Genomic DNA, 23,797 nt, shown 5'->3' with positions numbered 1-23,797 from the left:
ATTCATTCGTTTTTATAAACGAAATGAATGGTACACGAACGACAGGGCGGAGACAAATCTCCGCCCTGTCGGCCTACCGTGTATATCACTCATATCTGTATCCGTCTTTGAACGTTATGACCAGTCGGAAGCTGAGTTGCTTGGCTTTCGCAATATCTAATTCCAACTCGGGATAATCTTTTCCGAACTTAATGGTATGCCGGAACGAATATTGGGGATCGGCGCCGGGCTTCAGCTTTTCAAGATGGTTGTCTTTCGCGAATTGTTCCAGGCTAACGGACGAATCAATGGATCCGGAAGCAATCGCAAGATTGTACTTATCTCTGATCTGATTATAATCGCCGATGCTCTCCATTACCTTCTGCGTCACATCGATTTCATCATATGGCTCGTTGCCGTTCCACACCTGAACATATACTCGTTCCATCTCTGTTTCCGCTATGCCCAAATCCCTGACGGCAAAGCTAAAGTCCGCATCCAATTGATCTTTTGACGTCGATGTGCCGCTTTCGCTCCTATTTACACGGTTTGCATAAAAATCGTCATAGAGCGGAAGTCGCTGCTGGTTCACATTCATTTTTCTTTGTCCACTCGCGGGACTTTGCTCCCATACCTCAAATTCGTAATTATGCTCCAGCGACAACTCCAGCTCGGTTCCGTAGTTCAAACCGCTTTGTTCAACCAACTCGGCTTCCCCAGACGGACCGCCTTCAGCGTTATAAGAAATCGAGATTTTCGATTCGGGAGACACTTCCTTTAGAGTGACTTCCAGCGCCAACCTCGCCCTCTTCCGTACGGCATCGTATTCGCTCACTGTATAGTCGACATGGTCGATACGATCGTCTTGAGCTTCCAGCACGCGGCTTACTCCGTTAACAATTTGACTCTCCAAGGACATGACATTATTGCGCATGTTGTTCAATTCCGAGCTCACGTTTGTCTGGACATTACTAATCTTTTTATTTAAGGAATTTCCGAAATAGACGACAGCAATCAAATTGAATACCAGTAATACGATAACTGCTTTTGTTTTGTCCAAGGGCGGCCTCCTTCTTCCCTCACTCGAGCCAAATAGGTAATAAAATATTTTTCGGAAATACCAACCAGATCTTTCACGAGATCTGGTTTTTTGCCTTTCTCACCTCCGAAGGAGAAACTCCTTTTATTTGCTTGAACAGCTTGGAGAAGTAGTTCAAATTGCCGAATCCGACCCTGCTTGCCGTCTCCGTCACGTTAGCGCCTTCTCTGAGCTGGCGCTCGGCCATGTCCATGCGCAATCGGTTGACGAAGTCCACGTAAGTCCGCCCTGTCGCGGCTTTAAACACGTTGCAGAAGTGATAGGGCGTTAGATTGACCATGCGCGCTGCTTCCGAGAGGGGGAGCTTTTCGGCATAGTGCGTTTGGATATAAAGAATCAAGCTCTTGAAACGTTCCATGCGCTTGTCCAAGAGAGCCGGGGAATCATTGCTGCTTAGAGGGTAGCAATACCGCGACAGCAAGCTGAATAGAAGGTGAACCTGCGCTTTGACAACCAGCTCGTAGGCTCTTTCCTTTCGTTCGAATTCCTTGATCATGCCTCGGAATATTTCAACGATCGGCCGGACTCCTTCGCCATCGTCCAATTGGACGGGAAATCTCAGCGCCCCATCCAGGTAAGGGGACACGTAGCGCTCGTGGAGCGGATCTTGGAAGGGGCTCTCTAGCAGCGACCTGTTAAATACGAGAGACCAGTATTGAATCTGGCAATCCGTTGCGGCATACCCAACGTGCAATCCGCCGCTTGGCACAATCAGGAGGGTGCCGGGGCGAGCCTCGTACTGCTGGCGGTCAATACGGAAGCAGGCCGAGCCCTCAGCCATGTAGATGATTTCGAAGTGCTCATGCCAATGCAGATACAATACGGTGCGGCCGGCTTCTCCGGAAGGGCTGAAATTGCGGAACATATTAACCGGATATAAGCTGTCGCTGAGGTTCGTGTTTTCTCTTAATTCCATTGGGTAAGTCATGCCGGACGTTCAGTCCTTTCCAAGCTCCGGGCAGAGACGGGAAATCTTAATTTCGGTTAAATAAACCGCAAGATTGTATAGAGAATATACATGAAATTGCGGATATACTCGGTTTATAAACTCATTCTATCTCAAAAAAGGAGTAATAATCAATGATAGGAAAACATGCAGGATTACGGATTGGCACGATGGTTGGCGGCGGCGATGCCGCAAGAGTCATTCCGCAAATCGCGGTGCATGGATTTGAATCGTTTAATTTAACTTTCTGACAGACGACGGGGACACTGGATCTCAAAGAGACGGCCAAACAGGTAAGCGAAGCCATCGGAGAGAAGGATATCGTCATATCCGCTCTCAGCGTGTTCGGCAATCCCTTGACGGGAGAAGGGAACAACGCCGATACGCTGGCAAGCTGGGAAAGGCTGATCGACCATGCGCATCTGTTCGGCGCCGATATCGTCTCCGGATTCACGGGCAGGCTGACGGACCAATCCATTGACGAATCGATCCCCCGCTTCGCGGAAGTATTCGGCGAGCTTGCCCGGCGCGCGGAGGATCGAGGCGTGCGGCTTGCTTTCGAGAATTGCGATATGGGCGGAACTTGGGAGACCGGGGATTGGAACATCGCGCATAATCCGATCGCCTGGGAGAAAATGTTCAATGCGGTTCCGCACGATAATGTAGGATTAGAGTGGGAGCCGTGTCACCAAATGGTCAGTCTCATCGATCCCGTTCCGCAGCTCCGAAAGTGGGCGGAAAAGGTCTTTCACGTGCACGGAAAAGACGCCACCATCGCCTGGGACGTCGTACGCGAATACGGAATCCACGGTCCTAATCCTTTCGTCTGGCATCGGACGCCGGGTTTCGGCGACACGAACTGGTCGGATGTCATTACGATTCTTCGGCAAGCGGGATATCAAGGCACGATCGATATCGAAGGCTGGCATGATCCCGTCTACAAGGGCGAATTGGAGATGACGGGGCAAGTGCACGGCTTAAATTATCTGAAGCGCTGCAGAGGCGGAGATTTTGTCGCTAATCCGCTTTAATTCGCTTATTAAAGGAGGAATCGAGTTGAGCTATAAAGTAGTGGTAGCCGGTTGCGGCGGGATGGCCAACATCTGGGTGAAAGACGCGTTGGCAAGAAAGGATACCCAAATTGTAGGACTCGTCGATATTCGGCTGGAGTCGGCCCAAGCGATGGCGGAAAGTCACGGGTTAAGCTGCGGGCTTTACACGGACGTTGCCGAAGCCTTGTCGGAGACGGGAGCCAATCTCGTGTTCGACGTTACGATACCGGCAAGCCATTATGCGGTATGTTCCACGGCCATGCGGCACGGGGCCAACGTATTGGGCGAGAAGCCCATGTCGGAATCCATGGAAGAAGCGCGCGAGCTGGTTGCCTTGTCGGACCGAACGGGACGATCTTACGCGATTATGCAAAACCGCCGCTACAATGCGCCGATGCGGTCCATGCGCCGATATATTCAGGAGGGGGGCGTGGGGAGAATCGGATATGTCGGAGCCGATTTCTTTATCGGACCGCACTTTGGCGGATTCCGCGATGCCATGGATAGCCCGCTCATTCTGGATATGGCGATCCATACGTTCGATCAAGCGCGATATTTGACGGGGAGCGATCCCGTGTCGGTATTCTGCCACGAGTACAATCCTCCCGGCTCCTGGTACACAGGCAATGCTTCGGCAGTCTGCATCTTCGAAATGTCGGATGGCACCGTGTTCGCGTACCGAGGGTCATGGTGCGCGGAAGGAGCTCCCACTTCATGGGATGCGGTTTGGCGCATCAACGGAGAACACGGCACGGTGGTCTGGGACGGACACGGCGATCCTTATGCCGAGATCGTCGTCGTTACGGACCAGCCCGGCAAATTCATGAACGAATTCAGCCGCGTGGCGCTGCCGACGAGTAGCGAAGGCCGCTCAGGGCATGAAGGATGTTTCGACGAAATGTTTGCTTCGCTTAAAGAAGGCAGACAAGCGGAGACGGATTGCAGAGATAATATTAAAAGCATGGCCATGGTGTACGGTGCCATTGATAGCGCCCGGACGGGCGTAAAAGTTAATCTTAGCGATTATTATTAAACAGTAGAAAAAAGCAATGACGCGGATCGGGCATTGCCCGAAATCCGCGTCATTACTGGTTTATTTAGGATGCTGATGAAGGGAATTGAACCCCCGGCCTACGCATTACGAGTGCGTTGCGAGATGGTATTATAAGTGTTTTTAAGGTACTGTAAGAACTTAAAAGCCAGTAAATTAGGGACTTAAGTATCTCTAAGTTTAATTGGATATTTCTAAGTCGGTAGATGAAATGGTAGATGGAATGTTTTATAAAAATATGATTTCAATAGCTTCATTCTAACGGGAGTTCAATGAAACAGCGACAGTCTAGGACCTTGCATTGCTGCCTCGATTCCCGATGGGCCGAACCGGTATTCCAGAATATGGATTCTGTCTGTTCGCTTTTCTAGCAAGCGACGATACCCAATGGATTACCGGTGAAATCATCCATTCTAGAGGTGGTTTTCTAAAGGTATCTTAAAGAACGCGAACTCAAAAAAGGGCCAAAAACACGTTAGGCCAATAGCCGGGCTGCAACGTTCGCGAGCCCAAGTTGGCTTGGTGGCGCAGCAACGCTCAAAAATTTTAGCGATCACTTTATAAAAAGCGAAATATCTGAACACCTCGGCGCTCTGATATTTCGCTTATTCCTATGTTTTATTTTCCAGTTTAGCTAAGGCAATTTCCTTCCTCGATCCTAGACTCGACAAGTGGGAAACGCCAATGATTGTAATAACGCCTATGCCCGTCTTCGTAATCTCAGATATTATTTTCATCTCTCGGGCATTGTTTATTCCCATTTCCAATACAACAATTTCCGTATCTTCTTCTGTACTTAATATCGAAGTTACTCGTATTGTTGAAGCTGGAAACGAAGGTCAAACACAAGGTCTTGCAGCTCACTCGCTGGTTAACATAGGTGTTATGACGTCCATATTGTTAGTGGATCATGCGACTCAAGAAAAAGTCAGTCGAATATAGAAAGAACAAAAACGAAACGGATCCATGCTAGGGGGCCTTGTCATGATTGCCCCACTCTGCACCGAGTGGGGGGCGGTATAGACAGTAATTATCCATTTGGATATTATATTACAATGAGCAGCTCAATGACGGAGGTGCAAAATGTACAAGGTTATTATCGTTGAGGACGAGATGCTTGTTCGGATTGGATTACGAAGCTCGGTAGACTGGAGCAAATTTAATATGATGGTCGCTGCCGATCTTTCCGATGGACAAGCCGCTTGGAATTACTGTTTAAATGAAGGTTTTCCCGATTTGATTATCACCGATATCAAAATGCCCAAGATGGACGGGATGGAGCTCATAACGAAAGTGCGGAAAGACAACAAGGAGACTCGCATTGTCGTTCTTTCATGCCTGGAGGAGTTTGAGCTTGTCAGGAAGGCCATGTCACTTGGCGTTTCTAACTATATCCTTAAGCTTACGATGACCGAAGAGGAAATCGGAACGGTGCTTGGAGCCGTTCGAGCGGAATTGGAAACTCAGGAATCATTAAAGGATTCCAAAGAGAAAAAGCCGCTTGTGCCGCCGAATATGGATTTGATTAAAGAGAAATATTTAAAGGATTTTTTGTTTTACGGGATTTACTCCGTAGAGGAGTTTGAACAGTTCGCGGCCAATAGCGGGCTCAGGCTATCGCAGGTCCGTATGATGGCGTGCACCGTCGAGGTGGACAGCTATTTTGTGTTGAAAGAAAAATTTAAAGATAAGAACGGGCATTTGATCAAGGCCGCTCTGTTAAATATTTTCTATGAAATAATGAACGCCTGTAAGCGGGGCGAAACGATTTATCTGGATGAAACACATTATCTTATTCTGTTCAGCTTTGAAGATCAGGTTTCGGAGCAATCCATCCATGCCGAAGCGCATGAGGTTTTGAATAAAGTCAAGGATGCGATCCATACCTTCTTCGGAGGATCGGTATCCTTCGGCATCAGCGGCGTACAAAGCGGATTCAAGTCGTTGAGAAAGCTTTATTTTGAGTCGATGCATGCGCTGGACAGAAAATTTATTACCGGCCCGGGTCAGAAGCATAAGGCGGAAGACGCCATCGATCTGGGCCATATAAATGCACAAATAGACAATCTGCGGGCATATACGCCATTGCGTGACATTATCAGTCCAATGAAACAAGATGAATTGGAGCAATATCTAAACGCTTTTTCGAATGCGCTTACCGGGGAGAAAAATGCCATAAGAATCATGCTTTATCAATTTATACAGTGGGTGAACGCCAATGTACATGAAGATCAACACAATGAAAATATTCTGTTGTTTCAAGTAACGGAAAAACTTAATCAATGCGATACGCTGCCGGAAATGTTGGAGCATGTCCACGAATATATCGAAAAAATTGTAGAGGAATCCCGCTCCCATCTTCAGATGAGCAAAGAAATTTCGAAGGCAGTCCAATATATCAAACAAAATTATGACCGGAATATCAGCCTTCAGCAAGTAGCCGATCACGTCAACTTGAGTTTTGGTTATTTAAGCAACTTATTCAAGAAAGAGCTGCGGATAACGTTTGTCGAGTACCTGAATTGCTACCGGATCGAACGCGCCAAGGAACTGCTCATAAAAACGAATTTAAAATCCTATGATATTGCAGTGAAGGTTGGATTCTCCCCGGAATACACCTATTTTAGCAAGGTATTCAAAAAGATGACGGGAATGAATCCAAATGATTTCCGCAAACAATATTTACCGGAATCTCGAGGTTACAAATGAAGCTCAAGGGCAGGTTTCAACAGCTAGGCACGCAATTGATCGTGTTTTATATGATCATCAGTCTGGTTGTGTTGTCTGCTGCCTCCTACTTCATATACTCCTTTATGCTCGGCATTATTAAGGAAAACAATGAGACGCTGCTGCTTCAGCAGTTTCAGCAACTGGACCACAACATCGATGGTCTGATTGCCGACGTGGACTCCTTGTCCAAGTTTTTTTTGCTGGATGACAAAGTGCAGCGATTCTTGAACTACTCGACGGAGATGGGATACACCGAATTGCTGGAAGTGAAAACCGATCTGCATGCAACGATCAAGGACTTTGTTGACAGTTACGGCTATATTGATTCCATATACATGATCGGAGACGCGCAGGGGGCAATCGGAGGCACTGACAAAACGACACTAGTCCACACGAGTCAAGAGTGGATGGACAGGTTTGTTGATTCTGATATTTTTCATGAAGCTCGGCAACGTTTTCCCGAATTGATAATCAAGGGGGGGATCGAGAAGGCCTATTACAATCCTTATATGGTCAATTCCCACGGCGGTTCTATCATCAGCATGGCACGCGCAATCAGGCCATTATATACCCCACTGACCAATGGCATGTTTATATTAAACGTGGACGAAAATTATCTGTCTTCTATTTATTCCACTTCACTTAACGCATCCGAAGGCAAAATGTTTATCGTTGACAAGGAAGGCGTTATCATTTCCAGCAGCAAAAAAAGCGATATCGGCACTCATAGCCCCTATTATCCAGATATAATGGGCGGACCGGGTTATGGAAGTTATGATGGCGAAAAAGCTTCGGATTCCGTCCAGGTCGTCTATTATCGTCTCGATAAGACAGGCTGGTACATGGTGAAAGAAATTCCGCTTAATCAATTTTCGAATCAGATCTTTTCCGTGCAAACGATGCTTGTGGCGGTGTTCTTGTTAAGCCTAATCGTCATCTTCGTACTTTCGTATTTCTGGCTGAAAAAAATGGTTCATCCGCTCCAGGTATTAGCGCACAAGATGAAGGATATGAGCCGGGGAGAGCTTGGGATCACTTTCGCCAAGGTGCCGAACAATGAATTTGGCATGGTTATCCGCCGCTTCAATGAGATGTCGCTCAGCATTGTCGATTTGATCCGGAAGACGAACGAAATGCAGGAAAAGCGGCGCGAGCTTGAGATGGAAGCTTTGCAAAACCAAATCAATCCGCATTTTCTTTACAATACGTTGAACATGATACGCTGGATGGCTTCAGGCATCAAAGCGGATCAAATTGTAAACAGCATCGTGGCGCTTGGAAATATATTAAGGCCTGTCTTTGCCAGCAGAGACAGCATGTGCACATTGCGAGACGAGCTGAATTATCTGGAAAACTATATTAAAATCATTAATATGAGATTCAGCAATAACGTTGTTTTTGAAATTGATGTGGATCCGCGCGATCTCGAGCAGCAAGTGCCGCGGTTAATATTGCAGCCGCTGATCGAAAATGCGATTACCCATGGAAGCCGGGACGACGCCGATGGTATCCACATTGCCATTGATGCCTTTGAAACGGATGATGATTTCAGGATAACGGTCTGCGATTCCGGTGCAGGAATCGACGATGAGAAGCTGCGGCATTTAAATGACCGTTTGGAATCGGGAGAAAATCGATCGCCTATGAAAGAAGCCATAGGCAGCGGCATAGGGCTGTACAACGTTAACAAAAGGATTAGGCTCCATTATGGCGCCAAATACGGCGTGCGACTGGTCCCGCAAACGGAAGGGACGCTGGTGCGGATTCTCTTACCTAAAAAACTTGATGAATAATAACGAAAAGACAGCGAGCAATCGCTGTTTTTTTTTGTTCAAAGCAATATGTAAATTTTTCAATCGCCAAAATGTACACAACTAAAAAATTCAATCAAATCTAAGGATCCGTCATTTTACAAAGAATTGCAAAGAGATAAGATCAATCTGTAATTGAACATGACTCACACCCATTATGAAAACGGTTGCGGGTTTGGTTCTCTACATTCATAAACAACACTATTTTGTGGGGGGAAGATCGATGAGGTTTGCCAAGAAAGGTTTTTCGCTTTTGTTAATCGTCGTTATGGTACTCGTGGCAGCATGCAGCGGGGGAAATGGAGGCAATAGTGATCCGGAACCAACAACTCCGCCGACACAAACCGAAAGCAATGACAATAACGGCGGCGAGAAGGTTAACGAAGAATCGCCGAAAGAAGAGCCTGTCGCCGACGGCAAATGGGAGATGGACTTTGATCTTGGCGGCCGCACTATCAAGTTTCTGCATCAATCCGATCCGTACAGAAACGAAACACCGGAACAATTGTACATGAGGGATGTAAAGGTGCCTGAGCTGGAGAAGAAACACAATGTGAAAATCGAAAACATTGTGGAAACAAGAGGCAATATGTTCGAGAACCTGGCATCGTCCGTTCTGGCGGGAGAGCCGATGGGAGATGCGGTCTATATCGATACGCGCTGGGGTTTCCCGGGCTGGATCACGGGCAAGATCATCGAGCCGATTGATCAATACGTCGATTTAAACGGTCCGGCGGGAGCGGTGTTCGACCCTCTGCTTAAGGGATTTGCCACGATCGACAACCATGTCTATGCGTATCACGCGCCGAAGGTCGACTTTATCGGGCTTGTATACAACAGAACGATGCTGCAAGAACATGGGATAAAGGACCTGCACGAATATGTCAAGGAAGGGAATTGGACTTGGGATACGTTCCGGGAAATCGTGACGAAAGTGACGAATACGCAAGCAGGCATTTATGGGTATGGCGGAACTGCGCTTTACTCGGGCAATAACTTTATCGCTTCCAATGGGGGCAACTACGTGGATTATGAGGCGAAAAAGGAAATGATGTCCGATCCGAGGACGATTGAAGCGACTGCCTTTATGCAGGAGATGCTTCCTTATTCCTTAATCAATGAAATCAACAACGAGTCGATGAAAACGCACTTTAATGCCGGCGAAATGATGATGGCCTCGGCAAGCGTTGCAGATGCCGCCAGCCTGCGTGAAACAGGAGCCGTCGACTTTGGTTTTGTGCATTTTCCTGTAGGGCCGTCCGGCGATATCCCAAGAACGATGTCGACACCGCCGCAAATGTGGAGCATTCCGGTAGGCGTAGAAGATCCGGAGAAGGTACTCTACCTTCTTTACAAAATGTATGAACTTCCCGAGGACATGATTATTCCGGAAGATTACTTCGGTCAAAACAACCTGGAAAAAATCTTCGCTTATGAAGAGGATATTGCGGAAGCCAAACAACTGATGAATTCCGCGAACTATGTACTGAGCTACTCCGAGTTCGTTCCCGGTTGGAATGTCTACGAGTTCTTGAATCAAATTCTTCTTGAGGGCACTGCCCCTGCCACGGTTGCGGAGTCTCAACGTCAGCTTATGCAGACAGGCCTGGACGAAGCGTTTAAGAAATAATAGGTACAGAGCAGAGCCGGTAACAGGGTGTATGTACTGTTGCCGGTTTTTCTTTCATCCAATTTAAGCAAAAAGAAGGTGATTTGCTCGATGGTCGGTGTTTTGTCCAGATTTCGCGGTTCTATCATCTTGATCGCGTTCGTTGCCTTGTTAGTCTGGTGGTTTTCCAGTGATCGTGAAACCGACGTTCAGTCCGGCAATCTGGTTGAGCTGGAGAGCCTGAAAACCTTTACGGAGAACAGCTATCAGAACTTTCTAACGAAATACAAGGACACTCCGCGTCCTGCTCAGTCCATTCGGATCGAGGCGGAGCAGTATAGTTCAGCGGATGGAGAGGTCTCCGTCGTTACGGATCTAGGCGGAGATGTCGGCCGTGCATTAATGACCAATGAAACGGGGCAAGTCACCTGGAGCCTCGAAGTGAAGGAAGCCGGGTTGTACCAAATAGGCATCCGGTATTATACCGTTCCGGGCAAAAGCTCCGCTATCGAACGTACTTTGCGGATTAATGGCGAGCTCCCCTATCAGGGGGCGGATTCGTTGATTTTTGATCGTGTATGGAAAAACGGGATGACCGAATTCGAACGTGATAACCGCGATAATGAATTGCGTCCAAGCCAGATCGAGCACAACACCTGGCAAGAGGCGGTGTTGGAGGATGCGAACGGACTGGCGGTCGAGCCGTTTTTATTCTATTTTCCAAAAGGCGCGAACACGATTACTTTAGAATCGTTGCGCGAGCCGATGGCGATCGATTATTTGCAGGTTTATCAAGCGCCGGCCGCGCCGGCCTACGCCGACATGAAAGCAGGATATGCCAACCTCTCTTCGCCATCGGATATTCTGATCAAAGTGCAAGGGGAGCATGCTTTATATAAATCCTCGCCAACCCTGTATCCGATTCCGGATCATACGTCATCGTCTCTGGAGCCATACAGCGTGTCCAAAATTCGCATGAATTCGATCGGCGGCCTGAACTGGCGAATGCCGGGACAATGGCTGGAGTGGGAATTGGAAGTGCCGGAGGACGGCTTGTACAAAATCGCGTTGAAGGCAAAAGAAAACCTGGTGCGCGGCGTTTACTCCAGTCGCAAGCTTTATATTGACGGCGAAATCCCGTTCCGGGAAATGGCCAATTTAAAATTTTATTACGATGCGGACTATCAGATGAACGTGCTTGGCGAGGAGGACGAACCTTATCTGTTCCATCTGACGAAAGGGAAGCATATGCTCCGGCTCGAGGCGAGCCTCGGCGAAATATCGCCGCTTATTAATACGGTCGAATCAAGCGTATTAGAGTTGAATGCCATCTATCGGCAAATATTGATGATTACGTCGGCGACGCCGGACACTTTCCGCGATTATCAGTTGGAACGTCGAATTCCGGAATTGGTTCGGGTGTTCGAGAAGCAACGCGATATCTTGTATACGGTTGCAGAAGAGCTGCGAGCGATAACCGGCGAAAAAAGCGATAAAACGGCGATCCTCTATACGATGTCCCGTCAGCTCGACGACATGGCGAATAATCCGAACACGATAGCCGGGCGTCTTAAGCAGTTCAAGCTCAATATCGGATCGCTCGGCACCTGGCTGCTAACGGTACGGGAGATGCCGTTGCAGCTGGATTATTTGATCGTCGCATCGCCCGACGCCAAGCTGCCGGAGGCCAATCATTCGATTGCAGACGGTATGGGGCACGAAGCGGGGAAATTCGTCTATTCTTTCATCGAAGATTACAACACGATCGGCAATACAAACGAAGCGGGACAACAATCGGTAACCGTCTGGATTGGTACGGGTCGCGACCAAGCACAAGTGATGAAGGAAATGATCGATGACACCTTTACTGCGCAATCCGGAATTCACGTCGATCTAAAGCTCGTTAACATTGGCGCGCTGTTATCGGCGACATTGGCGGGACAGGGGCCCGACGTTGCGATGGAAATCGGGATATCCGACCCGGTTAATTACGCGATGCGCAATGCCGCTTACGACGTGAGCCAATTTCCGGACTTTGAGGAAGTGGCCAGGCGATTCCAGGAAAGCGCGATCGTGCCGCTCAGGTTCAATGGAGGTGTCTACGCGCTTCCGGAGCAACAGTTGTTCAGCATGTTGTTCTATCGGAAGGATGTGCTTAAAGAGCTGGAACTTGAAGTCCCCGATACCTGGGACGATGTGTACGAGATGATCCCCGAGCTGCAGAAGCGTTATATGCAATTCGGCTTGCCGATTCAGGATCAGGCCGCCACTATGGTGCCTAACGATACATTCTCGATGCTGCTGTTCCAGTCGGACGGCGATTATTATGTGAACGACGGCGAGAGGAGCGCGCTCGACAATGATGTATCGATGAAGGCGTTTGAGCGTTGGTCGGACTTCTATACCAGCTACAAGTTCCCGCTCACTTACGATTTTATGAACCGTTTCCGGCTCGGGGAGATGCCGATCGGAATTGCGCCTTACAACACGTACAACCTGTTAACCGTTGCCGCGCCGGAAATACGCGGCCTGTGGGATTTTACCGTCGTGCCGGGTACGCAGGCGGAGGATGGCAAGATAAGACGGGAAGCGGCAAGCTCGGGTACGGCGGTCATGATGATGCAGCAAGCCAAAAACAAGGATGCCGCATGGGAATTCATGAAATGGTGGACGGAAAAAGAGACGCAGATTCGTTTTGGACGCGAGATGGAAAGCTTGATGGGCGCAGCCGCCCGTTATCCTACAGCCAATATCGAAGCGTTGCAAGAGCTTCCATGGCCGGTAAAGGATTACAAAAACCTTGAAGCGCAATGGCAATGGGTGCGCGGCATACCGGAAGTGCCGGGCGGCTACTTTACCGGGCGACATCTGGATAACGCCTTCCGCAAGGTGGTCAACCTCGGAGAGAATCCGCGCGAAGCTTTATATGATCATGTTCTTATCATCAATAACGAAATTGCGATCAAACGCAGGGAATTTGGTTTGAGAGACGGGACGGAGGTGTCAGCACATGCAGCAGACAACGACAACAACTAACCAGGTTCTTCCCCTGCAGCAGCATAAGAAGAAAAACAGGCTTGCTTTATTCCGGCAAATTTGGCAGAATCGCCAGTCCTATGTGCTGCTGGGACCTTATATGCTGCTGTTTTTCCTCTTTACCGTATTGCCGGTGACTCTGTCCTTGATCGTCAGCTTCACCTACTTCAATCTGCTGGAGTTTCCGAAATGGGTGGGCTGGGGCAACTATACCCGGCTCTTTCTGGAGGATGAAGTATTTCTGATTGCAATTAAAAATACATTTTTGTTTGCATTTATTACAGGCCCGATCAGTTATATCGCCTGTTTTATCTTCGCTTGGCTCGTGAATGAGTTGCCTTCGAGAATACGCGCCCTTATGACGCTCGTTTTCTACGCTCCTTCGATATCGGGCAACATTTTCTTTATTTGGCTGATCATGTTCTCGGGTGACAGCTACGGCTATATTAACGGCTTTTTGATGAAGTTTGGTTTTATCATGGAGCCGATTCAGTGGCTGCAGGATGAACGTTACGTGCTCTGGATCGTTATGATTGTGCAATTATGGTTAAGTCTCGGCGTCAGCTTCCTGGCCTTTATCGCCGGTCTGCAGTCGATTGACCGTACGTTGATCGAAGCTGGCTCCGTGGACGGCATTCGCAATCGTTGGCAAGAGCTTTGGTACATTACGTTGCCCGCCATGCGGCCGCAGCTGCTGTTCGGCGCAGTCATTCAGATTACTTCATCGTTCGCCGTCGCCGAAGTATCCATCGCGCTTGCCGGATTTCCGAGTGTGAACTACGCCGCACATACCGTCGTTACGCATCTGATGGATTACGGCTCCATCCGCTTCGAGATGGGATATGCTTCGGCCATTGCGACAATCTTGTTCGCGATCATGGTTGGATCGAATATGATCGTGCAGAAATTGTTAAGGAAAGTGGGGGAATAACAGGTGAGCGCAATAGGAGCAGCTTCTAAGAAACGGCTGAATCGTTCATGGACGGGAGATCTTGTTTTATTCCTTTTCCTTTGTTCATTCGGCGCCTTCATGGTCATTCCGCTGGTTTACACGATCAACAACGCGTTTAAACCTTTGGATGAATTGTTCCTGTTTCCGCCGAGGTTTTTCGTGCGGAACCCTACGATGGACAACTTCTTCGATCTGTTTAATTTGATGGCGGATTCGTGGGTACCGTTCACGCGATATGTGTTTAATACGTTCTTTATTACGGTCGTAGGCACAATCGGCCATGTCACCCTTGCTTCCGCCGCGGCTTATCCGCTCGCGAAGCATAAGTTTCCGGGTTCGAAATTGTTGTTTACGATTGTAGTCCTGTCCTTGATGTTCTCCCCGCATGTAACGGCCGTACCAAACTATGTCATCATGTCCTGGTTAGGTTGGATCGACTCTTATTCGGCGATTATCGTGCCTGCGATTGCAGCTTCGCTGGGTCTCTACCTGATGAAGCAGTTTATGGAGCAAATTCCCGACGCCTTGCTGGAAGCCGCCAAAATCGACGGCGCAAGCGAATATCGAATCTTTTGGCAAATCGTCATGCCGCTTGTGAAACCGGCATGGCTGACTCTTGTTATTCTGTTGTTCCAATCGCTATGGGGAACCGATGGGGGATCCTTTATTTACAGTGAAGAGTTAAAAACGATGAACTATGCCTTGAGCCAGATTCTCGCGGGAGGAATCGTGCGCGCGGGTCCCGGCGCTTTTGTCGCCTTGCTCATGATGTCGGTTCCGATTGCGATATTCGTTACTTCGCAGAGCAATATCATCGAGACAATGGCCAGCTCTGGGATGAAGGAGTGAGGGAGATGAGAGAACTAATTCGTATCGCCAAGCTGTCGATCCCGTTTATATTCATCCTGTGCTTGTTATTCTCGCCGGTTTCGACGGCTCTTGCGTCAGCGCCCTACGAAGGATATAACTACTCCTCCTGGGGAGAGACGACTCCATCGCCGATTGCTTATCGTCCGGATCGGGTTGTCGACGGCTATTCGTTAGGCATCGACAGCTTTAACCAGCCGCGCGATATTTACATATCGGCAGACCGTCACATCTATGTCGCGGATACGGGCAACAACCGCATCGTTGTGCTAAATGACCGGTATGAATTCGTTCGGGCAATTACCGAATTTCGTAATGGAACGGAGACGGACTCCTTCCGATCGCCCTACGGCGTTTTCGTGACGGAAGACAACGACAAGTACATCGCGGATATGGACAATGCGAGAATCGTTCAGTTGGATGCCGATGACAGGCTAGTCAAAATTATCGACTCCCCGCAATCCGAGATTCTGGTCGCAAGCTTTGTCTTCCGTCCAACGAAGGTAATCGTGGATAAAGCCGAACGCGTCTATGCCGTATCGCAAGGGACGTTCGACGGTATTATAGAATTTGATGCGGATGGACATTTTTCGGGATTTGTCGGGGCCAACAGGGTTCAATTTAACCCCGTCGACTATTTCTGGAAGATGGTTGCCACGCAAGAGCAACGGAATCGAATGCTCTTATTCGTGCCGACGGAGTATACGAACGCGGATATCGACGAGCGCGGGTTCATATACACGACGAACTCGGACGCGAATACGAGCAGACCCATCCGCCGGCTGAATCCGACGGGCATCGATGTATTGCGCAGCCAAGGTTATTGGCCGCCGGTAGGCGATCTTAATTTTACGAACACCGGGGATGCAAAAGGCCCTTCCTTGTTCTCGGACATCACGGTAACGGACAGCGGCATATACAGCGCTCTGGATGGAAAGCGGGGTAAAATATTCACTTATGACTGGGACGGCAATTTGCTTTATGTCTTTGGCAAGATGGGCGATCAAGTCGGGACGTTCTCCATGCCGGCGGCCATCGATTATTTGGGCGATGATATCGTCGTGCTCGATCGGGCGACAAATCGACTGACCGTATTCGGCGTTACTCCGATCGGCGCTTGGATCAATGAGGCTGTAAGGCTTCACTTTCAGGGGGAGGATGCCCAATCCGCAGAGCTATGGAGAAAGGTCATCGAGTACGACGCAAACTATGGTATTGCCTACATTGGCATTAGCAAAGCCCTGCTGCGTCAAGGGCTGAACGAGGAAGCGGCGCATTACGCGGAGCTGGGCAAAGATCGCAATTACTATTCCAAAGGTTTTCAGAGGCATCGCAAGGATGTGCTGCGCGACCAGCTTGGGAACGTCTTTACGATCGGAATCGCAGCCATGCTGGGCGTCATCGTTATCCGCGCAATCAGAAAGAGAAGGGGGAAAGCTCAGCATGTCTAAGGAGATTTTGTTGTTTCCTTTCAGCTTAATCGTGCGGCCTTTCTCGGGTTATTGGGATTTGAAATACGAGGGCAAGGGCAATTTGAAAATGGCGGCGCTTATATTTTTCCTCGTATTTATAAGCATGATATTTCAAAAGCAATACGCCGGATTTATTGTCAATTTCGCTAACCCGGCTTATTTTAATAGCTTAAACGAGCTGATGAATCTGCTGCTGCCCTTTTTTTTATGGTGCGTGGCCAACTGGTCCTTGACGACGTTGATGGACGGGGAAGGAAAATTCACCGAGATCGTTATGGCAAGCGCCTATGCGCTGATGCCCATGTTCATTATCTATATTCCGAATACGATTATCAGCAATTTTATGACGCAGGAAGAGAGTGTCTTTTACGTTTTCTTCAACTCCGCGGCGATGATCTGGACCGCCTATCTGTTATTCGTCGGGACGATGACCGTACATCAATATACGGTGAAGAAAACGGTAGTCACGATCCTTCTGACACTCCTCTGCATGGGTTTCCTTCTGTTTCTGGGATTGCTGTTCTTTAGTTTAATCCAGCAGATGTACTCGTTTTTCTTTACGATTTATCAGGAATTTTTATTCCGGAACTAGGGGGGTGTAACAGTTGAAAAAAAACATCATTTTCATCAGTGCGGCTGTGATCCTCCTTGGCGCTGTTGCAACCGTCATCTGGGGTTTTCAACCCGGGAAAACGGCAATTCCGGTTATTTCTAACTCGCTCGGCATAAGCGAGGGACAAAGCTACAGTGAACCCGGGGTTCGCCTGGATGGCATGAAGGGGATAGTCTCTAACGGTCTGCTTTCTTTATATATGGACGAAACGACGACGGGGATCGCCGTGCGCAACGAACAGACGGGTTATCTGTGGCACTCCAGCCCGTCGGGAATCGAGGAAGACACTCTTGCCACCCCTGCGAATAAACACGCCATGCGGTCGCCGATTGCTTTGAATTATATTAACACGGGCAAGCAGCAGACGAAATTTACGGCATCTTCGGAAAGTATCGCTCATGGAAGCTTCTCATCGGAGACGATAGACGGCGGGCTTCGCGTCACCTACAATTTGGGCAAACCAATAGCGAAGATTGATCGAATTCCGCAACAAATAAGCAAGGATCGATTGGATGGGATAAAGGAGTCGGTAGGAACATCGTTCGCGCGGTATTTTATCAATACGTTTAAGCTGGATTCCGAAAACAATGTATACTCGAGAGTCGATGTGACGTTAAACGGGACAGTGCTCAACAAAGTGCTGGAGGCGTTCGAATTGGCCGGCTATACGGCAGAGGACTTGGAGAAGGACAATGCGGACAACGGCATCATTGTACTCCCCGAAGACGTTGATCGCTTCACCGTCGTGATTGAGTATGTATTAGACGGCGACTCGCTTGTCGTCCGGGTGCCTGTCGATCAATTGCAATTCTCTGAAACAACCCCTTTGCTGCAATTAACGGTTCTCGAATATTTCGGCGCGGGCGGACCGGACGAGGAAGGATATATGTTCGTTCCGGATGGATCGGGAAGCCTCATCTATATGAATCGCCCGAAGAGCGGCGCCGTGCAATATTCGCAGCCTGTGTACGGCGAGGACCTCGCCGTCAAGGAAAACCGCGGTTATACGGTCAAGGAACAGATTCGCATGCCGGTATTCGGCATTAAGAAACGCGACGAGGCGATGCTGGCCATAATCGAAAGCGGCGATGAAGTCGCGCGGATCCATGCCACCACGGACGGTATTTTAGGTTCCTATAACAATGTCTATTCGGACTTTAAGGTTATATCGCAGGAGAACGTTCGCGTGCAATCCGGCAATAAATTTCGTGAGATACCCGTCTACCAGGATAAAGCGACATCATCCGATTTTGTTATCCGCTACAAGTTTCTGAACGGGGAACAAGCAAGCTATAGCGGGATGGCGGAAGGCTATCGGCATTATTTGATAGAGCGGCAGCTTCTTGCGAAGCAAGAGACGGAGACGAAAAAGGCGCCCGACAGTCCGTTCTACCTGGAATTGATCGGCGCGATATCGAAGCGGGAGCATCTTCTGGGTATTCCATACGAATCGACGCGTCCGTTAACGTCGTTCGGGCAGGCGCAATCGATTCTGGGCCAACTGCTCTCCGAGTCGGTCACGAACATTCATGTCCGCTACACGGGATGGTCAAGCGGAGGAATCGAGCATGCGCTGCCGTCGAATGTGACTCCGGAGAAGAAGCTGGGCGGACAACAAGGGCTGAAGCAATTGGACCGATATGCCGAGGACAACGGGATCAACATTTATCCCGATGTGTCGCTGTTAAAGATGTATCCGCAAAGCTCCTTGACGTATAGTCCCGCCAAGGCAGCCGTCCGGAATTTAAACCGCACGCCGGCGGCGATCCATCCGTATGATCCGGCGCTCGGGACTCGCGATCAGACAACCGAGCCTTATCATTTGCTGGCGCCGCAGGTTGTGCCTACGGTTGTTGATCGGTTTATTAAGGATTACAGCAAACTGTCGTTGTCCGGTCTGAGCCTGGAGGATCTCGGGGATACCCTGTACGGCAATTATCGCCAAGGCTCCCAAGTCGACCGCGCGCAGGCGGCACAAGTCGTCGTTAAGCAAGCGCAGCAGCTTGAGGAGTCATTATCCAATGCGGATTTTATGGTGAATGGAGGAAATGCGTATCTATTCCCCTATGCGGATCATATCGTGAACGCTCCATTGTCGGACAGCGGATTTAATATTACCGACGAAGAGGTGCCGTTCTATCAGATGGTTCTGCACGGCTACGCGAATTATGCGGGAGCTCCGTTCAATTTGGAGCAGAGCACGGATATTCGGGATTACGTGCTCAAAAATTTGGAATACGGATCAAATCTTCACTTTAGCTGGATTTTCGAGGATAATTCCCTCGTCAAAGAAACCGATTATAATCACTTGTTCTCCGTAAACTACAAGACATGGCTGGATGATGCCGTTGCCGCTTATCATGAAGTAAACGGCGTATTAAAGAATGTAATCGGTCTGAGCATGACGAATCACGAAATTTTAGAACATGACGTTCGAAAGACGGAGTATGAAGACGGCACGACGATTATCGTGAACTACAATCCTTACGATGTGCAGGTCGATGGGTTGACGATCAAAGCACGCGACTATTACGTAGGGGGCGATGGGGCATGATGAAACGAAAACAGATCACGTTCGAGCAGAAAAAAAGAAATCTCGCCATCCTGTTTATATTGCCTTGGTTCATCGGGTTTTTGTTTTTCTTCGTCAACCCCTTGATCACTTCGCTGCAATTCAGCTTCAATAAACTCGACGTCACCAATAACGGATACGCGCTGACGGGCGTAGGACTCGATAATTTCAAATTTGCCTTTACGGTTCACGAATCCTTTAATCGCTTGATTACGGAAGCCGCGATCGATATGATCATCAACGTGCCGTTAATCATTATCTTCAGCTTGTTTCTCGCAACGCTGCTCAATCAAAAGTTTCGAGGCCGGGCATTCGCGCGCGCCGTGTTTTTCTTGCCCGTCATCTTGGCCTCGAACATTATAGCCGATATCGAGAGCACCAGCATGATGTCAAGCTTGATGTCGGGGGACGGAGAATCAAGCGGCTTTCAGCTTTTGCAAAGCGTGAATCTGGAGATGATGATGCTCGAGAGCGGCTTCCCTCCCAATATCGTGGAATATTTGACCGGAGCCGTCGATCGCATTTATGCGATCATCAGCAAATCCGGCGTGCAAATCCTGATCTTTTTAGCCGGTTTGCAGTCCATACCCGTATCTTTGTACGAAGCCTCGAGGATTGAAGGGGCGACCGGTTATGAAACCTTCTGGAAAATCACGTTTCCGATGGTTAGCCCGCTCATTCCGATCATCGTCGTTTATTCCATCATCGATTCGTTTATGAACAATGAGGTGACGGAACTGATCAACACGATTGGTTTCGCAAATATTAATTTTGGTCTCAGCTCGGCGATGTCTTGGATTTATTTCCTTTTGATCGCAATCATTCTTGCCGTTAGTACGGGCTTGATTTCCCGGAAGGTGTTCTACAATAACTAACCGATAGGGAGGTGGATGCATGAATTCGCAAGCGATAGCAGCGAAGGTCAAAAACACGGCATGGTCGATAACCCGCGGTGTTCTTCTGACCGGCTTAATTTTTGTCGTCATCTATCCCATTTTGTTAAAAGCGATAACCGCCATTAAACATAAAGACGATATTTATAATCCCGTCGTCTTGTTAGTGCCCGAAAAATTTACGTTGGATAATATAACGCATGTCATTGAAGTGTTGGATTATTGGCAGACGCTCTTTAATACGTTCGCCCTTTCCGGCGTAACGATGATCCTGCAGATTGTTGCTTGCGCCCTGGCAGGATTCGGATTTGCAAAATGGCAATCCAAATGGAGCAACTTGCTCTTTGCCGGCGTTGTGGCCACGATCTTGATCCCGCCGCAAACGATCATCCTGCCGATGTATTTGACGTTTCAAAACTTTGATCTTTTAGGAATCATGCAATGGTTCGGTGCGGAGAAAGGGTTCAACCTGTTAAACACGTATTGGCCGTTTATTTTAACGGGCATAACGGCCAACGGCTTAAAGTCCGGTCTGTATATCTACATTTTCCGACAGTTTTTCATGAACATGCCGAAGGACCTGGAAGAGGCGGCCTTAGTGGATGGAGCGAGCGTCTTTCAAACCTTTGCGAGAATTATTATTCCTAGCGCCGTCCCGGCGATCGTTACCGTAGCGTTGTTCAGCTTCGTCTGGCAATGGAACGACACGTTTTTTGTCGCCAGCTACTTGCCGGGCATGCAAATATTGTCCAATGAACTCCTCAGCCTTAGCTCCGAGGTTGGCGTATACGTGACGCAAGGCATGGGACTCGGCTATGATGAAGCCAATGATCCGTTCTATCATTCCATGCTCGTCGGCACGGGGTTGATGCTCGCGATCCTGCCGCTGATTATTATGTACCTGTTCGTGCAACGTTTTTTCGTAGAAAGCATCGAACGTACAGGCATTGTCGGTTAACGTTGCGGCTGAAACGGAAATTGTTCAAGCCTGCGACAAAATTGTTCAATCGGGGAAAACATGTTCTGTAGATTATTCAATAGAATCTACATTATCTGCGTGTATCCTTATGCGTCAAACCAGTATGATCATAGGGAAACGAGATTTAATAATACGAGGAGGATACAACATGAAAAAACGGGGGGCCGCCAAATCGGCGATAGCTGTTATACTCGGCATGTCTATGCTTCTGGCTGCATGCTCGGGCAATACCAACAATAGCAACGGCAATAGCCCAGATGAAACCAATGCGCCGGGGAGTACGGTTAAAGAAGAGGAATTAGTGACGCTCAGACTTCTTGTTATTGAAACAGGGACAAAGTGGAACACGTATCCGGACACCGCCGTTGCGGAGGAAATCGCCAAAAAGGTTGGCGTTAAGATCGAATACGTCGAATCCGACGACAGCAAATTCAGCGTTTTGCTCGCCGGAGGAGATCTTCCCGACATCGTAAGGGCCGAGCCGGCTAAACACGGCAAACAGCTAATCGAAGGGGATCTCATTATTCCTATGGATGAGCTGCTCGAGAAGTACGGCAAGGATATTATGCAAAACGTGCCAACCGTAGTCGATTACAGCCGGAAGAATTGGAGCGAGGGCAGAAACCAGGTCTACTTCCTGCCTCCGCAAATTCAATCGGATCCCAGCCCGGTTTATCCGCCGCTTACGATTGGTCCAACCATCCGTTGGGACTACTACAAGGAAATCGGCGCGCCGGCATTCAACACGCCTGACGAATTGCTGGACGTGCTGGAGCAAATCGTTGCAAAACACCCGGAAACCGAGGACGGCAAAAAAACGTATGGCGTTTCCATGTGGCAGGATTGGGGATTGTGGCCGTACATCTTCCCATTCGTATGGTATACGACGCAAGCTACGAACAATAGCGATTTGATGGCCAGAAGCCTGGATGAAACGCAATATCGCAATATTTTGACCGAGGAAGATTCTACTTTCTGGGTCGCGATGGATTTCTACAACAAAGCCAATCGCCGAGGGCTGCTCGATCCGGATGCGCTTACCATGAAGCATAACGACTATTTGGCGAAAGCAACGGCCGGTCAAATCGTCATTGGACCGGCAACATGGGCGATGGGCGATTTCAATTCGAAATACGCGAAGGACGGCAAAGGGTATATGGTGTTGCCTACAGGCAAACGCGCGTGGAGCGGCGGCGCCAATCCGCTGGGCTGGACAGGGAAAAGCTACACCATCTCCAAAAGCTCGAAGCATCCGGAGAAAGCGATGGAGTTCCTGAACTATCTGTATTCCTATGAAGGAGCCAGAACGATGTACAGCGGAGTCGAAGGCGTGCATTGGGACGATGTGGACGGCAAGCCGCAAATTAATGACGAAACCTTTGCGCTTAAAAACGCGGGCGGTGCCGAATGGGAAAAGACCGGTATCGGTCTTGATCTTAATCTGATCGGCCTTGGCGGCGCGGTGCTTGATCCCGATTCGGAATACCCGCTCGATCTCTTCTCGGCTTCCGAAGCGCTGGCCAAAGGGATGAGCGCGTTGGAAAAAGACTTCAGCGACTATTACGGCGGGGCTCATCCGGGCGACGTGCTTGGGAAGCTCATAGCCGAAGGGAAACTGGTTGACAGCAATACCGTAATCAAAGCACAGACGCCGGAACAACGGATCAACGAAGGCAAAGTTGGTTTGCCCGCCATTCCCGAAGATTTGTTGAAGGTGGAGGCGCAATTGAAGGAGCTAGCCTCCCGTCATGCGGCCAAATTGATTTTGGCCAAAACGGACGAGGAGTTTGCCAAGCTGAAAGAGAGCGCGCTCAAAGATTTCGAAGCAAACGGCGTTCAGAAATTTACGGATTTCTATACAAGCGATTATGCGGAAAGACGCAAAGTCAACGATGCATTGCCTGCGAAGTTGAATAACTAATGAATGCTTGAGAGAAGGACATGGGGCGAACGGCTGCCCTATGTCTTTTTTTTTGCGAAAAAACGACTCCGACTTCGAATCTGTAAATTGTTCAAGTAGATTCATAACCGATCCGGATGCATAGGCCATTCCTAATAATATTCAACGGATTCGTTAGATTGTTCATTCAGTCCGATCTTATAAGCGCTTATGATAACAGTACGCTTCCTGTACAA

The 23,797-nt window shown here is 48.8% G+C and carries 17 protein-coding genes and 1 pseudogene; 15 read left to right on the top strand and 3 right to left on the bottom strand.

Going from position 1 to position 23,797, the window contains the following annotated elements; translation table 11 throughout:
* Window positions 1-85: 85 nt before the first annotated feature.
* On the bottom strand, window positions 86-1,039 hold the full coding sequence (locus H7F31_RS31905; protein ID WP_187102123.1) for a hypothetical protein: 954 nt from the start codon (window positions 1,037-1,039) through the stop codon (window positions 86-88).
* A 73-nt stretch (window positions 1,040-1,112) separates the two neighbouring features.
* Window positions 1,113-1,994 (bottom strand): AraC family transcriptional regulator, encoded by an 882-nt coding sequence (locus tag H7F31_RS31900; protein WP_187102122.1) that lies wholly within the window; start codon window positions 1,992-1,994, stop codon window positions 1,113-1,115.
* A gap of 296 nt (window positions 1,995-2,290) precedes the next feature.
* On the opposite strand from H7F31_RS31900, the gene H7F31_RS31895 reads away from it, so the two are divergent.
* The 3 genes and pseudogenes from H7F31_RS31895 to H7F31_RS34420 form a co-directional block, all read left to right on the top strand.
* Window positions 2,291-3,055, top strand: a complete 765-nt coding sequence (locus tag H7F31_RS31895; RefSeq protein WP_261800589.1) for a sugar phosphate isomerase/epimerase family protein — start codon at window positions 2,291-2,293, stop codon at window positions 3,053-3,055.
* A gap of 19 nt (window positions 3,056-3,074) precedes the next feature.
* Complete coding sequence (locus H7F31_RS31890) at window positions 3,075-4,109, top strand: Gfo/Idh/MocA family protein (RefSeq protein WP_187105653.1); 1,035 nt, start codon at window positions 3,075-3,077, stop codon at window positions 4,107-4,109.
* A gap of 319 nt (window positions 4,110-4,428) precedes the next feature.
* Window positions 4,429-4,569 (top strand): annotated as a pseudogene (locus H7F31_RS34420) (oxidoreductase); the annotation flags it as partial.
* Window positions 4,570-4,738: 169 nt separating this feature from the next.
* Here the strand turns inward: H7F31_RS34420 and H7F31_RS34650 are convergent.
* Window positions 4,739-4,888, bottom strand: coding sequence for a hypothetical protein (locus H7F31_RS34650; protein ID WP_397374782.1), 150 nt, complete (start codon window positions 4,886-4,888; stop codon window positions 4,739-4,741).
* A gap of 322 nt (window positions 4,889-5,210) precedes the next feature.
* Between H7F31_RS34650 and H7F31_RS31880 the strand changes: the two genes are divergently transcribed.
* From H7F31_RS31880 to H7F31_RS31825, 12 genes are all read left to right on the top strand, one after another.
* A complete protein-coding gene (locus H7F31_RS31880) occupies window positions 5,211-6,836 on the top strand; it encodes a response regulator transcription factor (RefSeq protein ID WP_187102120.1) in 1,626 nt (541 codons plus the stop codon).
* Window positions 6,833-8,650, top strand: a complete 1,818-nt coding sequence (locus tag H7F31_RS31875; protein ID WP_187102119.1) for a cache domain-containing sensor histidine kinase — start codon at window positions 6,833-6,835, stop codon at window positions 8,648-8,650. The genes H7F31_RS31880 and H7F31_RS31875 overlap by 4 nt, the downstream gene beginning before the upstream one ends.
* Window positions 8,651-8,891: 241 nt before the next feature.
* Complete coding sequence (locus H7F31_RS31870; RefSeq protein WP_187102118.1) at window positions 8,892-10,298, top strand: ABC transporter substrate-binding protein; 1,407 nt, start codon at window positions 8,892-8,894, stop codon at window positions 10,296-10,298.
* A gap of 90 nt (window positions 10,299-10,388) precedes the next feature.
* Entirely contained in the window at window positions 10,389-13,313 is a 2,925-nt protein-coding gene (locus tag H7F31_RS31865) for an extracellular solute-binding protein (protein WP_187102117.1), read from the top strand.
* Window positions 13,288-14,244 (top strand): carbohydrate ABC transporter permease, encoded by a 957-nt coding sequence (locus H7F31_RS31860; protein WP_187102116.1) that lies wholly within the window; start codon window positions 13,288-13,290, stop codon window positions 14,242-14,244. The genes H7F31_RS31865 and H7F31_RS31860 overlap by 26 nt, the downstream gene beginning before the upstream one ends.
* Window positions 14,245-14,247: 3 nt before the next feature.
* Complete coding sequence (locus tag H7F31_RS31855; RefSeq protein ID WP_261800210.1) at window positions 14,248-15,114, top strand: carbohydrate ABC transporter permease; 867 nt, start codon at window positions 14,248-14,250, stop codon at window positions 15,112-15,114.
* A gap of 5 nt (window positions 15,115-15,119) precedes the next feature.
* A complete protein-coding gene (locus H7F31_RS31850) occupies window positions 15,120-16,583 on the top strand; it encodes an NHL repeat-containing protein (protein WP_187102115.1) in 1,464 nt (487 codons plus the stop codon).
* Window positions 16,576-17,196, top strand: a complete 621-nt coding sequence (locus tag H7F31_RS31845; protein ID WP_187102114.1) for a Yip1 family protein — start codon at window positions 16,576-16,578, stop codon at window positions 17,194-17,196. The genes H7F31_RS31850 and H7F31_RS31845 overlap by 8 nt, the downstream gene beginning before the upstream one ends.
* 13 nt (window positions 17,197-17,209) lie before the next feature.
* Entirely contained in the window at window positions 17,210-19,771 is a 2,562-nt protein-coding gene (locus H7F31_RS31840) for a DUF5696 domain-containing protein (RefSeq protein ID WP_187102113.1), read from the top strand.
* Complete coding sequence (locus H7F31_RS31835) at window positions 19,768-20,664, top strand: carbohydrate ABC transporter permease (RefSeq protein WP_315970537.1); 897 nt, start codon at window positions 19,768-19,770, stop codon at window positions 20,662-20,664. The genes H7F31_RS31840 and H7F31_RS31835 overlap by 4 nt, the downstream gene beginning before the upstream one ends.
* Window positions 20,665-20,683: 19 nt before the next feature.
* Window positions 20,684-21,640, top strand: a complete 957-nt coding sequence (locus H7F31_RS31830) for a carbohydrate ABC transporter permease (RefSeq protein WP_187102112.1) — start codon at window positions 20,684-20,686, stop codon at window positions 21,638-21,640.
* A 169-nt stretch (window positions 21,641-21,809) separates the two neighbouring features.
* Window positions 21,810-23,582, top strand: coding sequence for an extracellular solute-binding protein (locus tag H7F31_RS31825; RefSeq protein ID WP_187102111.1), 1,773 nt, complete (start codon window positions 21,810-21,812; stop codon window positions 23,580-23,582).
* The last annotated feature ends 215 nt before the right edge of the window (window positions 23,583-23,797 follow it).

It is taken from the genome of Paenibacillus sp. PAMC21692 (assembly GCF_014303795.1).
In the GTDB taxonomy this organism is placed as follows: domain Bacteria; phylum Bacillota; class Bacilli; order Paenibacillales; family Paenibacillaceae; genus Pristimantibacillus; species Pristimantibacillus agaridevorans.
The sequence above is the reverse complement of the archived record's forward strand: the minus strand, read 5'-3'. Positions and strand labels throughout refer to the sequence as shown.